The sequence below is a fragment of the Micromonospora echinospora genome, assembly GCF_900091495.1.
GTDB lineage: Bacteria > Actinomycetota > Actinomycetes > Mycobacteriales > Micromonosporaceae > Micromonospora > Micromonospora echinospora.
The window spans coordinates 6,484,143-6,496,957 of sequence record NZ_LT607413.1; the positions used below are offsets into that span (position 1 = coordinate 6,484,143).

General features: G+C 73.3%; 10 protein-coding genes. 5 read left to right on the forward strand and 5 right to left on the reverse strand.

The window, feature by feature from the left end:
- Nucleotides 1-88 precede the first annotated feature (88 nt).
- Nucleotides 89-673 carry an RBBP9/YdeN family alpha/beta hydrolase gene (locus tag GA0070618_RS27825; RefSeq protein WP_088984266.1) on the reverse strand — a complete coding sequence of 195 codons (585 nt, stop codon included), beginning with the start codon at nt 671-673 and terminating at the stop codon, nt 89-91.
- 190 nt (nt 674-863) lie between these two features.
- Here GA0070618_RS27825 and GA0070618_RS27830 point away from each other — a divergent pair, with 190 nt between their 5' ends.
- Complete coding sequence (locus GA0070618_RS27830) at nt 864-1,532, forward strand: hypothetical protein (RefSeq protein WP_088984267.1); 669 nt, start codon at nt 864-866, stop codon at nt 1,530-1,532.
- 30 nt (nt 1,533-1,562) lie between these two features.
- On the opposite strand, the gene GA0070618_RS27835 is transcribed toward GA0070618_RS27830, so the two are convergent.
- Genes GA0070618_RS27835 through GA0070618_RS27850 form a run of 4 tightly spaced genes read right to left on the reverse strand, consistent with a single transcriptional unit; the run spans nt 1,563 to nt 5,834 of the window.
- Nucleotides 1,563-2,411 carry an SDR family NAD(P)-dependent oxidoreductase gene (locus GA0070618_RS27835; RefSeq protein WP_088984268.1) on the reverse strand — a complete coding sequence of 283 codons (849 nt, stop codon included), beginning with the start codon at nt 2,409-2,411 and terminating at the stop codon, nt 1,563-1,565.
- Nucleotides 2,408-3,250, reverse strand: coding sequence for an amidohydrolase family protein (locus GA0070618_RS27840; RefSeq protein WP_088984269.1), 843 nt, complete (start codon nt 3,248-3,250; stop codon nt 2,408-2,410). Before GA0070618_RS27840 ends, GA0070618_RS27835 begins: the two co-directional genes overlap by 4 nt.
- Complete coding sequence (locus tag GA0070618_RS27845; RefSeq protein ID WP_088984270.1) at nt 3,247-4,434, reverse strand: mandelate racemase/muconate lactonizing enzyme family protein; 1,188 nt, start codon at nt 4,432-4,434, stop codon at nt 3,247-3,249. The genes GA0070618_RS27840 and GA0070618_RS27845 overlap by 4 nt, the downstream gene beginning before the upstream one ends.
- The gene (locus GA0070618_RS27850; protein WP_088984271.1) at nt 4,434-5,834 is read right to left on the reverse strand and encodes an aspartate aminotransferase family protein; all 1,401 of its coding nucleotides are present in this window, start codon (nt 5,832-5,834) and stop codon (nt 4,434-4,436) included. Before GA0070618_RS27850 ends, GA0070618_RS27845 begins: the two co-directional genes overlap by 1 nt.
- Before the next feature lie 263 nt (nt 5,835-6,097).
- Here GA0070618_RS27850 and GA0070618_RS27855 point away from each other — a divergent pair, with 263 nt between their 5' ends.
- From GA0070618_RS27855 to GA0070618_RS27870, 4 genes are all read left to right on the forward strand, one after another.
- Nucleotides 6,098-6,913, forward strand: coding sequence for an IclR family transcriptional regulator (locus GA0070618_RS27855; protein WP_088984272.1), 816 nt, complete (start codon nt 6,098-6,100; stop codon nt 6,911-6,913).
- A 284-nt stretch (nt 6,914-7,197) separates the two neighbouring features.
- Nucleotides 7,198-9,285, forward strand: coding sequence for a hypothetical protein (locus GA0070618_RS27860; protein WP_197701663.1), 2,088 nt, complete (start codon nt 7,198-7,200; stop codon nt 9,283-9,285).
- 38 nt (nt 9,286-9,323) lie between these two features.
- The gene (locus tag GA0070618_RS27865; protein WP_157749026.1) at nt 9,324-11,510 is read left to right on the forward strand and encodes a peptidase C14; all 2,187 of its coding nucleotides are present in this window, start codon (nt 9,324-9,326) and stop codon (nt 11,508-11,510) included.
- A 29-nt stretch (nt 11,511-11,539) separates the two neighbouring features.
- On the forward strand, nt 11,540-12,802 hold the full coding sequence (locus tag GA0070618_RS27870) for a Gfo/Idh/MocA family protein (protein ID WP_231931488.1): 1,263 nt from the start codon (nt 11,540-11,542) through the stop codon (nt 12,800-12,802).
- Nucleotides 12,803-12,815 lie beyond the last annotated feature (13 nt).

Here is a 12,815-nt window from a genome sequence, read left to right on the forward strand (position 1 = left end):
CGGACCCGGCGGGCGGTTCCTGGTCGACGGGGAGGGCGGCGGTGTGCGGCGGGGGCCGCCGGTCGACGGCGGACGGGGTGACGGACGGTCACGCCCGGTCGGCCGGGCGACCGGGGTCGGGGTCGGGGTCGGAGCCGGCCTCCGGTGCCGTGGCGAGCCGGACGACCAGGCGTTCACCCTCGGGCCAGGGACCGTAGCCGCCGCCGGTGTCCACGTGCCCGGCGTCGCCCACGTCGACCAGCTCCGCACCCCACCGTTCGGCGTACCGGCGGGACTGCTCCCACGACGCGTGGGGATCGGTGCGGCTGGCCACCAGCACCGACCGGAACGGAAGCCGTCCTTCCAGCGCCGCCACGACGGTGCCGTCCATCTCGGACAGCCAGTCCGGACCGACGTACGGCGGAGCGACCAGCAGCGCCGCCCGAACCGGCCCGATGTGCCGGGCGGCCCACACGACCGTGGTGAGGCAGCCGGCGCTGTGCGCGATCAGGACCGCCGGCTCGTCGTCGGCGGTGACCGCCGCGTGCAACGCGGCCACCCGCTCGTCCAGCCGGTACGGCGGCCCGGACGGCGGGTGCGCCCACCGGTGGTCGGGCCGCCCGGCGGCCCACCGTTGCTGCCAGTGCCCCGGACGCGGCACGCCCCGCCCCGGCACGAGAAGGAAGCGGGTCACCGGTCGACCCTAGCCCCGCCCGGCGGCCGGCGTCCGCCCCGACCGCGCCCGGACGTCGACCCCGACCACGGGGAACCCGCGGGCGCACCGCCCCGGACCAACCGGCGTTCCCCGCCCCCGGACGGCCGGGAAATCCCTTGCGGGTCGTGCCGGCGTGCCGGAGATTGCCGGGGACGACAGGAGGTGCCCGGTGGCGCACGCCGAGGCGGTCACCGCGGCGCGGAACAACGCGGCGTGGTGCGACGTGGTCTGCCGTGCCCACGGCACGACCGGGACATGGGACGCCGACGCCTGGTCGGTGCCGCGCCGGTCCCCGCCGTGGTACCCGGACGCGGTGACCCTCCGGCCCCAGGCGTCCGCCGCCGCACTGCTCCGCCGCGTCGACGCCGGTCCGGAGGCGTCGGTCAAGGACAGCTTCGCCGCCCTCGACCTGACGCCGTACGGGTTCCGGGTCCTCGTCGAGGGGCAGTGGATCCACCGGCCGGCCGGTGGTGTGCCGGACGGTCCCCCGCTGACCCCGGTGACCACCGCGCCGGCGCTGGCCGCCTGGGCCGAGGCGCACGGCGGGACGGCGCTGCGCCATCCGGCGTTGCTGGCCGACCCGGCGGTGACGGTGCTGGCCGCGTACGGCCCGGCGGGCACGGTGACCGGCGGCGCGGTGGTCAGCGCGGGGGGCGGGGCGGTCGGCGTGTCGAACGTGTTCGGCAGCGACCCGGCGGCGGTGTGGCGCGGGGTGTGCGCCCGGTTCGGCGCCGGGCCGCTGGTCGGCTGGGAACCCGACGACGACCTCCGGCCCGCCCGCGACGTCGGGTTCCGCCCGGTCGGACCGTTGCGGGTGTGGCTGCGCGCGCAGCCGTGAGCCGGGGCCGTCCGCCGCGCGTGGTCGTCGTCAGGTCCGGTCGCCGTCGGCCGGGGGCAGCGTGCTGCGGTAGGGCGGCATGAAGCGCAGCCGGGGCATCTGGTCGGCCAGCACTCCGCCGTCCACCACCAGGTGGGTACCGGTGACGTACCGGCCGGCGTCCGAGGCGAGCAGGAGCAGCGCACCCACACAGTCGGCGGGGGTCCCGTACCCGCCGCGGAGCGGGATGCGCTGCTCCCAGGCTGCCTCGAACGCGGCCCGGTCGAACGGGAACTCCCCGTCGATCGGCGTGGCGATCATGCCAGGGGCGATGGTGTTCGCGGTGATCCCGTACCGGCCCAGCTCGGCGGCGAGCGAGCGGGTGAGCAGTTCCACCGCGCCCTTGGAGGCGTTGTAGTGGGCCAGCCCGGCCTCGGCGACCAGCCCGTTCTTCGAGGAGATGTTGACGATCCGGCCGGACACACCGTCGGCGATCATGTGCTCGGCGACCCGTTGGGCGCAGAAGAAGACGGCGTCCACGTTGACCCGCATCAGCTCCCGCCAGCCGGCCACGGTGATCTCGTTGAAGTGCTCCAGCCGGGCGACCCCGGCGTTGTTGACCAGGATGTGCAGCGGGCCGTGGGTGGCGCGCAGGTCGTCCACCCAGCCGCCGATCGCCTCGGTGTCGGCCAGGTCGAACGGGTGCCGGTGGGCGGCCCGGCCGAAGCCGGTGACCTGCTCGGCGACCGGCCCGAGGTCCACCCCGGGCCGGTCGACCAGGATCAGGTCGGCGCCGGCGGCGGCCAGGCCGGCGGCGAACGCGGCGCCGAGCCCCCGGGCCGCCCCGGTGACGACGGCGAGCCGGCCGGTGAGGTCGAACGAGGGCGGTACGGCGGTCATGCGAGCCCCAGCAGGTCGAGCGACGGACGGTGGATGAGCTGCTCGATCTGGTCGACGTCGAGCGGGTCCAGACCCGGGATGCCGGGCACCCGCCCCACCCGGCGCAGTCCGTCAATCGAGGCGTCCACGGTGGTAAACGGGTAGTCGCTGCCGAACAACAGCTTGGGCCACACCCCGTAGTCCTGCACCAGCCGGAGACTGTGCCAGAGCTGGAACGGCCGGTAGTGCAGGGCGGAGACGTCGGCGTAGACGTGCCGGTGCTTGCGGATCACCGCGATGCACTCCCCCTCGTACGGATGGCCGAGGTGGGCCAGGACCATCCGCAGCTCGGGGTGGCGGATGGCCACCTCGTCCAGGTGCACCGGCAGCGCGTAGCGCAGGGGCGCGGCGGAGACGAAGGTGGTGCCGGTGTGCACCAGCAGCGGCAGGCCGTGCCGTTCGGCGTAGGCGTACAGGTCGTCGTAGGCCGGGTCGGCGGGGTCGAAACCGGCGTACATCGGCATCAGCTTGATGCCGCGCAGGCCGAGGTCCCGGTGCCCGTGTTCCAGTTCGTCGCGCCAGCCGGGCTGGGTGGGGTCCAGGGCGAGGTAGCCGATCAGCCGGTCCGGCCGGGCGGCCACGTACGCCGCCACCGCCGCGTCGTCGACCCAGAGGCCGGACCGGCGGGCCTTGCCACCGACCACGATGGTGCGGGTGTCGGCGGGTGCGGTGGCCGCGTACTCCGACCACCGCACCGTCAGGTCGACCTCGCCGCCGTGTGCCCGGGACGCCTCGGCGGCGAACGGGTCGCCGACGTGCTCCGGGCAGTCGAACAGGTGCGAGTGCACGTCGACGATCATCGCCGGTCCCGTTTCTCCCAGCCCTCGGCGAACATGTTCCAGAAGCCGTGGCTCGGCGGGTGCGCGGCGAAGACCTCGTCGACGAGTTCGATGCCGAGGCCGGGGGCGGTGGGCAGGTCGACGTGCCCGTCGGCCACCGGCAGGGCACCCCGGACGGCCTCGAAGACGTAGTCCTCCAGCAACCCGTCGAAGGTCTCCAGGATCATGAAGTTGGGCATGCCGAGCACGGCGTGCACCGACGCGGTGGTGCACAGCGGTGAGTTGGAGTTGTGCGGGGCGACCAGCATGGCGTGCTGGTCGGCGATGGCGGCGAGCTTGCGGACCTCGGTGAACCCGCCCGCCATCGACAGGTCCGGCTGGATGATGTCGACCGCGTTCGTGGCGAAGAGCCGGGCGTACTCGTAGCGGTTGTGGAAGTGCTCGCCGCCGGAGATCGGCATGGTGGCGCGGGCGCGCAGCTCGGCGTAGCGCTCGATGTGCGTCCAGGGCAGCGGCTCCTCGAACCACCCGAGGTCGAACGGGGCCAGCTCACGCACCAGCCGGGCGGCGGTGGGCATGGCGAACCGGGCGTGCCCCTCGACGAAGAGGTCCACGTCGGGGCCGACCGCCTCCCGGACGGCGGCCACGATGTCGATCGACCGGCGCAGCTCGGCGCGGGACAGTTCGCCCAGCCCGGCCCCGAACGGGTCGAACTTGAGCGCGGTGTACCCCTTGGCGACGGTGGCGACGGCCCGTTCGGCGAACGCCGCCGGTTCCCGGTCGCCGGTGTACCAGCCGTTGGCGTAGACCCGGACCCGGCTGCGGCAGGCGCCGCCGGTGAGCCGGTACGCCGGCACCCCGAGCGCCTTGCCCATCAGGTCGTAGAGCGCCTGGTCGACGCCGGAGACGACGATCCCGCCGACGTCCCCGCCGCGCAGGAAGTCGCCCTGGTACATCCGCAGCCAGATCTCCTCGACGTCGAACGGGTCGGCGCCGATCAGGTGCCGGCCGGCCATCGCCTCGGTGAGCTGGCACGTCTCCCGGCCCCGGTACGGGTGGGTGATCTCGCCGACCCCCGTCAACCCGGCGTCGGTGTGCACCCGCACGTAGGAGAAGTCCCGCCAGGCGGTGCCGAGGGTGAGGGTCTCCACCCGGCTGATCCGGCCGGCCGGACCGACCGGCCGCGTGGTGTCGACGGTGAGCATCAGGACACCCCCCGGGTCGGGACCGCGCCACCTGTGCCCGCCAGTGCGCCACCCATGGTGGCCGTGCCCGCCAGTTCCGTCACCCCGCCCGCCGCGACGGTGTCGCGGACCGCCGCCCGGGTGGCCTCGACCAGGTGGTCGACGTCGGCGTCGGTGTGGGCGTAGGAGACGTGGTTGCGCTTCAGGTTGAGCGGCAACTCGAAGATGCCGTGCTCGGGCATCCGCCGCCGGTAGCCGATGAACATGCCCGCATCGTTGCGCAGCAGGTCGTCGTAGGTACGCGGAACCGGGCCGGCCATGAAGTAGCTGACGAAGACCGAGCCGTGCCCGGTGACCACCGCCGGGACGTCGAGGTCGGCGAAGACCTCGGTCAGCCCGGCGCGGATCCGCTCGCCGAGCCGGAAGACGTGCGCGTGGACCGGCTCGGCGCGCAGCTTGTCGAGGGTGGCCAGCGCGGCGGCCACCACGGCGGGGTGACCGTTGTAGGTGCCGGCGAAGAAGGCGGGGGCGCCGGGGCGGGTGCTGAACAGGTCCATCAGGTCGGCCCGACCGCCGAGCGCGCCGACCGGGTAGCCGTTGGCGATGGCCTTGCCGAGGGTGGTCAGGTCCGGGGTGACGCCGCTGATCTTCTGCCAGCCGCCCAGGTCGTGCCGGAAGCCGGTGATCACCTCGTCGAAGACCAGCACGCTGCCGGCGCGGGTGCACTCCTCGCGGAGCGCGACGAGGAACTCCTGGTCGGGCAGGAGACAGCCGACGTTGTGCGGCACCGGTTCGACGATCACGGCGGCGATGTCCGCGCCGTGCGCGGCGAAGGCTGCCCGGACCTCGGCCACGTCGTTGAACCGCAGCACCAGGGTGGCGTCGAGCACCTCGGGCAGGATGCCCGTGGAGATCGGGTCGGGCCGGCCCACCCGGTCCGGCGCCGAGATGACGTTGAGGCTGACCGAGTCGTGCCAGCCGTGGTAGCAGCCCTGGAACTTGACCACCAGGCGACGGCCGGTGGCGGCCCGGGCCACCCGCAGCGCGTGGAAGGTGGCCTCGCTGCCGGTGCTGGTCAGCAGGACCCGTTCGATGCTGGGGACCAGTTCGGCCAGGGCCTCGGCGAGTCGCACCTCGCCCTCGGTGACGGCCACGCCGCACAGGTCGAGCCGCTGTCCGGCCTCCGCCACCGCCGCGTTGACGTCGGGGTCGTTGTGTCCGAGCAGGGGTGGGCCGAAGGCCGCGTGGTAGTCGGTGTAGGCACGCCCGTCCGCGTCCCAGAAACGCGCGCCGGCGGCCCGGGTGATCACCAGGTCGGTGAGGCCGGGGATGCTGCGCTGACCGCTGTTGACGCCCCCGGGAATGACCCGGCGGGCCCGCTCGGCGAGCGAGGTGCCGGACGGGGCCGATCGTGGATTCACACCTGTCTCCTCATCGGTGCGGCGTCGTGGCCCAGCCCGGCCACGACACCGCGGTGTTGTCCGCCGCGAGAGGAACTTGTCGAGTTTTCAGAACACCGTTCGGCATTACCAAACGCTGTTCGGCATACTAGGCACGGCAATTCCGCATGGTCAACTGCGCGGGCCAAGATTCCCGAACAGATTTGTTACGCTGTTCGGCCTTGACGAACACTGGCTGCCGTACTGGCCGAACACCCTCCGATCCGCTGACCGAAGAGAGGACCATGACCGTCACCGAAGAAACGGACGGCTCCCGCTACCTGGTGCGCAGTGTCAGCCGGGCGGCCGAGGTGCTGGAGGCGCTCGCCGCCGCCACGCCCGGGCACGGGTTGAGCGTCACCGACGTGGCCCGGGCCTGCGGACTGTCCAAGAGCGCCGCCTTCGCCACCCTGCACACCCTCTGCCAGCACGGGCTGGCCGCGGACGACGGCGAGGGGATGAACCGGCGCTACCGGCTCGGCATGGCGCTGGCCCGGCTCGGGGTCCGCGCGCAGGAGCAGCTCTCGCTCCGCGACATCGCCCGCCCGGTGCTCGCCGCCCTGACCCGGCAGACCGGACTCAGCTCCCGACTCGCCGTGCCCGAGGGGGAACACGCGGTCGTCATCGACCAGGTCAGCAACGGCGAGCGGATCCAGATCGAGCTGCGGATGGGCACCCGGGAACTGCCGCACTGCACCGGGCTCGGGAAGGCGCTGCTGGCCGAGATGTCCGCGCCGCAGGTCCGCGAGCTGATCGACCGGGTCGGCCTGCCCCGGCGGACCGACCACACCATCGTCGACCTGGACTCCCTCCTCGCCCACCTCGACGACGTCCGGCAGGCCGGCTACGCGCTCGACGACGAGGAGGACGCCGAGGGCGTGTTCTGCATCGGCAGCGCGCTGCGCGACCACACCGGGGCCTGCTCCGGGGCGATCAGCGTCACCGGACTCAAGCTCGGTCTGCCCAGCTGGCGCTACCAGGAACTGGGGCGGCAGGTCCGGCAAGCCGCCGAGGAGATCTCCGCCCGCCTGGGCTACGCCGGTCCGCAACTCACCTCTTGACACCTGGTTCACCAGCTGTTTAACGTCACCGCCAACGTCACGACCTGCGGGTCGTGACGGGTCGGGACCCAGGTCACGACCACTCTCGGGCGAACATGCTGACGCCCGCCGCGCCGCAGCCCCGGCGCCGGGCCGTACGGTCAGCAGCTCCGCCGCCTGCGCGCCTCGCGCGTTTGCCCGACCTTCCCCCTCCGCCCTCCGGCGCTCCCCCGTGCCGGACGGGCGCCCCGCACCGTCGGACGGCGACGCCGTCGTCCGCTGGACCGCGAAGGTTGAGGCTCTCCATGGGTCAACCCGGTTCGTCCGTCCTCGCCCGCCCACCCGTGCTCCAGGTCGACACCATCGCCGACCTGCGCCGGCTCACCCCCGCCGACCTGACCGCCCGGACCCTGGTCCGGGTCGCCGGCTACCACACCCCCGGCGACGGGGGCGGCACCCTGCTGCGCTGGTCGCCGACGAGCACCGCCGCCGGCAACGGCGGCACCGTGCACGACCCGTACCGTCGGCACGCCGGCCGCTGGCTGGCCGTGCACGACGGCGTCGGCGACTTCCGGATGTTCGGCGTCCTCGGCCGGGACACGCCCGCCGACGCCGCGCTGGACGCCATGGTCACCGACCCGGCGATCCACCGCGTCGAGGCCCACACCGACCTGCGCTTCGTCAAGCGGCACACCTTCGGCCGCAGCGACATCGAGCTGGACTTCGGCGGGCACACCGTGCACACCGACGGCATCGAGCGCAACACGCACGACAACCCGTTCGGCGCGGTGCTCTACTTCCGGGGCCGGGTCACCGACACGGTCGTCACCCACACCCTCACCGAGACGGTGCCGGAACTCTCCGACGTCTTCGAGGTGCCGGACTCCGGCCGGTTCGCGGTCGGGCAGTGGTGGACCGTCACCAGCAACGCGCTCACCGGCGCCGACGAGCGCGAACTCCAGAAGATGGTGCAGGTCACCCAGATCGTCGACGGCCGGCACGTCCGGGTGAACTACCTCAACGGCTGGGAGCTGGCCCCGGGATGGACGATCACCTGGCGGCGGGTCGAGCCGGTCCGGCGCGCGCACATCCGCAACATGGTCTTCCTCGGCCACGTCGCGTTCACCGGCGAGTACCCCGGCTCCGGACCGGACGACCGGGAGTACAGCGGATCCCACCCGGTCGCCTACGAGTACGCGGTGCGCTGCGACGTCTCCGGCATCGACGCCACCGGCACCTGGTGGCCGGTGATCATGCGGCGCTGGTGCACCCACTTCACCACCGCGAACTGCACGCTGAAGAACCCCCCGACCGTCATGTACGGCGGCGCGGGCTACCTCACCCAGCAGATCTACTGCCTCTACGGGCACGTCGTGGACTGTCGCAGCTCCAACGCCCGGCACCTGAACGACCTGACCGCCTCGGCGTACTGCGTGGTGGAGAACTGCCACGGCGACGGCGACGACGCCGGCGGCAACCCCTTCACCACCCACGGCCAGTACGAGCACGACCTCGTCTTCACCGGCTGCTCCGGACTGATGGACATCGCCAACAGCGGTGGGCAGTGGGGCATCAGCGCCAAGCGGATCACCGTCCGCCGGCACGTCTGCTCCTGGTTCGTCGCCGGCACGAAGATCACCGACCTGACCCTGGAGGACGTCCGGGTGATCGCCCGGTCGACCTTCGACCCGGCCGGCACCCTCCAGGTCAACGCCGACGGCGTCCAGATGCGGGGCTGTTCGGCCCGGACCCTGAGCATCGCCCAACGGTCGACCCGCTCCCGCCGGCCCAACATCATCGCCGACTGCGACTTCGACCAACCCGCCGGCACGGTGGTCGTGCAGACCCCGGTGAGCAACCCGGTGCACTTCGTCCGGACCACCTTCCGGGGACTCGACGGCGCGATCCTGCGCGGCTCCGGGCCGGTGCACCTCACCGACTGCACGCTGACCGGCAGCCCGACCGCCGCCCCGCTGAGCGTCGGCGCGGCCGAGGTCGTGGTGACCGGCGGCACGCTGACCGACACCGGCATCGAACTCACCGCCCTCCGCGACCAGCGCCTGGTGCTCGACGGCGGTGCCGTGGTCACCGGCACCAACTCCCGGGGCGCGCTGCTCGGCCGGGCCGCCGGCCCCGGGCAGGTCCGCGTCGAACTGGGCGACTACCACAGCACCGCGGCGGACGCGCACACCGCGCACGTCCGTCTCGACACCGGCGTCAACCGGTACCGGGCGGTCGGCTCCCGGTTCACCGGCGGACGCCTGGTCCTCACCCCGGCGGGCTTCGGCGCGCCGTCGACGCTGCTGCACACCAGTTGTGTCGAGGAGGGGGTCGACCGGGAGCTGCCCGCCGACTCCCCGCGCGTCGCCACCGGCGACAACCTCGTCCGCTGACCGCCCCGGCTCCCCCGCCCGTAGGAGAAGACACCCCCATGGAACGCTCCGAACCGACCACCCGCCGGACCCTGCTGCGCGCCTCCGGCCTCGGTGGTCTCGCCCTCGCCGGCACCACGCTGGCCTTCTCCCCCACCCCGGCGGCCTCCGCCGCCCCCACCGAGTCGGGCACCGGGGCCGCCCCGCTGAGCCCGGGCCGCGACGCGGTGTTCCACGTCCCCACCGTCGCCGCCCTGCTCGGCCTGGACCCGACGCGGATCGACGACGGCCAGCTCGTGCACGTCGACGGCCACCACGCCGCCGGGGACGGCGGGGCCCGGCTGGTCCGCTGGTCCGCCAGCAGCACCACGGCCGGCAACGGCGGCACCGTGCTCAGCCCGTACGGCGACCGGCCCGGCGCCGGCCGGTGGCTCCAGGTGCACGACGGGGTCGTCGAGTTCCGGCACTTCGGGATCTTCGACGCGCGGACCCCGGCCGACGCCGCTCTCGACGCCATGGTGAACGACCCGACCGTGCACCGCATCGAGGCCCACTCCGACCTGCACTTCGTCAAGCGGCACCGGTTCACCCGCAGCGACCTGACGCTCGACTTCGGCGGGCACACCATGTCCACCAAGGGCATCGAGAACGCCGGACAGGACGACCCGTTCGCCGCGGTGCTCTTCTTCCGGGGCACCGTCACCGACCAGGTGCACACCCACAAGCTGACCGAGGTGGTCCGGGAGGGCTGGGACTCCTTCCAGGTCGGCGACTCGTCGGCCTTCGCGGTCGGGCAGTGGTACGCCGTCGAGGTCAACCAGCTCGCCGGCCGCTGGGAGAAGGAACTCCAGAAACTCGTCCAGGTCACCCAGATCGTCGACGGCACGCACATCCGGATCAACTACAAGAACGGCTGGGAGCTGGCCGCCGGTCGGACCCTGACCTGGACCCGGGTCGAACCGGTCAGCCGGGTGCACGTGCGCAACCTGGTCTTCACCGGCAACGGCGCCGACCAGTACACCGGCTCGCACCCGCTGGCCTACGAGTACGCGGTGCACTGCGACGCCACCGACATCGACGCCACCGGCTCCTTCTGGCCGGTGATCATGCGGCGCTGGTCCACGTACTTCCACACCGCCCGCTGCACCCTGACCAACCCCACCTCGGTCACCTGGGGCGGCGCCGGCTACCTCACCCAGCAGATCTACTGCCTCTACGGGCACGTCGAGGACTGCCGCACCTCCAACGCCCGGCACCTCAACGACTGGACCGCCTCGGCGTACTGCTACGTCACGAACTGCCACGGCGACGGCGACGACCAGGGCCCGTTCGTCACCCACGGGCAGTACGAGCACGACCTGGTCTACACCGGCAACTCCGGGCTGATGACCTTCGCCAACTCCGGCGCGGCCTGGGGCTCGGCGGCCAAGCGGATCACCGTCCGCAAGCACGTCTGCTCCTGGTTCGTGGCCCGGGTGAAGGTCACCGACCTGACCCTGGAGGACGTCCAGGTGATCCGCAAGGACGGGCTGGCCGGTTCCGGGATGATCTGGGTCAACGCCGACGGGATCCAGATGCGGGGCTGTTCCGCCGACGACACGCTGATCGTGTCGCAGGCGTCCAACCGGTCCGGGCGGCCCAACATCATCGAGGGCTGCGCGTTCCGGCTCGCCGCCCGGGCCACCGCGGTGGTGCAGCCGAACGTCACCGTGCCCGTGCACCTGGTGCGGACCACGATCACCGGGCTGGACGGGCACACCTTCGACGGCACCGGGGCGCTGCACCTGACCGACGTGACCCTGACCGGCGCGGCCGGGGCCGCCCCGATCGTGGTCAAGGCCGCCGAGACGCGGATCTCCGGCGGCACGCTGACCGACACCGGGATCAGGCTGGCCGGCGCCGCCGACCAGCGACTCACCGTCGGCGGCGGGGCGGTGCTGCGCGGCACCAACGCGGCGAAGGCGCTGCTCAGCCGGGGTGCGGCCGGCGGTACGGTGCGCTGGGAGCTGGGCGGATACCTCAGCGTGGCCGCCGACGCGGACACCGCGCACGTGGTGGTCGAGTCCGGGCGGAACCGGTACTCGGCGGTCGGCACGCAGTTCAGCGGCGGGCGGCTGCGGCTGACCGACGCCGGCTTCGGTGAGGGTTCCTACCTGCACCACACCGGCTGCGTCGAGGAAGACGTCGACCGGACGCTGCCCGCCGCCGGACCGCAGATCCGCGACGCCGGCAACCTGACCGTCTGACCAGCCGACCCGGAGCGAGGAGGAGCGACGTGCCGCAGCAGGACCGGCCGGTGACCGTGGCGCTGGTGGGCGCCGGCAACCGGGGCCAGACGTACGCCCGCTGGGTGGCCGCCCACCCGGACCGGGCGCGGCTGGTCGCGGTCGCCGACCCGCGCGCGCACCAGCGGTCGCTGGTCACCGCCGCGCACCCGGACGCCGTCGGATTCACCGACTGGCGGGACCTGCGGGCGGCCGGGGTGGCCGCCGACGCCGTGATCGTCGCCACCCAGGACCGGGCACACGTGGAGCCGGCGGTCGCGTTCGCCGCCGCCGGCCACCACCTCCTGGTGGAGAAGCCCCTCGCCCCGACCGCCGACGAGTGCCGGCGGATCGTCGACGCGGTCCGCGCCACCGGGGTGCTCTTCGCGGTCTGCCACGTGCTGCGCTACACCCCCTACACCGACCTGGTGAAACGGGTGGTGGACAGCGGCGTGCTCGGCGAGGTCGTCAGCGTGCAGCACCTGGAGCCGGTCGGCTGGTGGCACTTCGCCCACTCGTACGTGCGCGGACCGTGGCGACGGGAGGACCGGGCCACCCCGATGCTGCTGGCCAAGTCCAGCCACGACCTGGACTGGCTGAGCTACGTCACCGGCCGGCGGATCGAGCGGGTGTCCAGCTTCGGCGGCCTGCGGCACTTCCGACCCGACCAGCGGCCGGCCGGGGCCACCGACCGCTGCCTGACCTGCCCGGTGGAGCCGACCTGCCCGTACTCGGCACCGAAGCTCTACCTGCCGACGCTGCGCGAACGCGGGCCGATCTGGCCGGTCAGCGTGGTCACCGACGGCACCGACGAGCCGGCCCTGCTCGACGCGCTGCGCACCGGCCCGTACGGGCGCTGCGTCTACTCCTGCGACAACGACGTCGTGGACCACCAGGTGGTGGCAATGGAGCTGACCGGCGGCCTGACCGCCACCTTCACCGTCACCGCCTTCACCGAACAGACCCACCGGCAGACCCGGCTCTTCGGCACCCACGGCACGCTCACCGGCGACGGCGAACGGGTCCGGGTGCACGACTTCCGCACCGACCGGATCGAGCAGATCGACGCCGGCACGGTCGGCGGCGCCACCGCCGCCGACGACCACGGCGGGGGCGACAGCGGCGTGATGGACGCCTTCGTCCGCGCCGTGGCCACCGGCGACAGCCACCACATCCGGTCCGGACTGGACGAGTCGCTCGCCAGTCACCTCGCGGTCTTCGCCGCCGAGACGGCCCGGCACACCGGCACGGTCGTGACCGTGCCCGCGCACTGACACCCAGAGAGGA

Excerpts from the sequence above, each read along its gene's own strand:
- GA0070618_RS27855 (WP_088984272.1), top strand. The coding sequence starts at position 6,098 with ATGACCGTCACCGAAGAAACGGACGGCTCCCGCTACCTGGTGCGCAGT.
- GA0070618_RS27840 (WP_088984269.1), bottom strand. The coding sequence starts at position 3,250 with ATGATCGTCGACGTGCACTCGCACCTGTTCGACTGCCCGGAGCACGTC.
- GA0070618_RS27860 (WP_197701663.1), top strand. The coding sequence starts at position 7,198 with ATGGGTCAACCCGGTTCGTCCGTCCTCGCCCGCCCACCCGTGCTCCAG.
- GA0070618_RS27835 (WP_088984268.1), bottom strand. The coding sequence starts at position 2,411 with ATGACCGCCGTACCGCCCTCGTTCGACCTCACCGGCCGGCTCGCCGTC.
- GA0070618_RS27865 (WP_157749026.1), top strand. The coding sequence starts at position 9,324 with ATGGAACGCTCCGAACCGACCACCCGCCGGACCCTGCTGCGCGCCTCC.
- GA0070618_RS27845 (WP_088984270.1), bottom strand. The coding sequence starts at position 4,434 with ATGCTCACCGTCGACACCACGCGGCCGGTCGGTCCGGCCGGCCGGATC.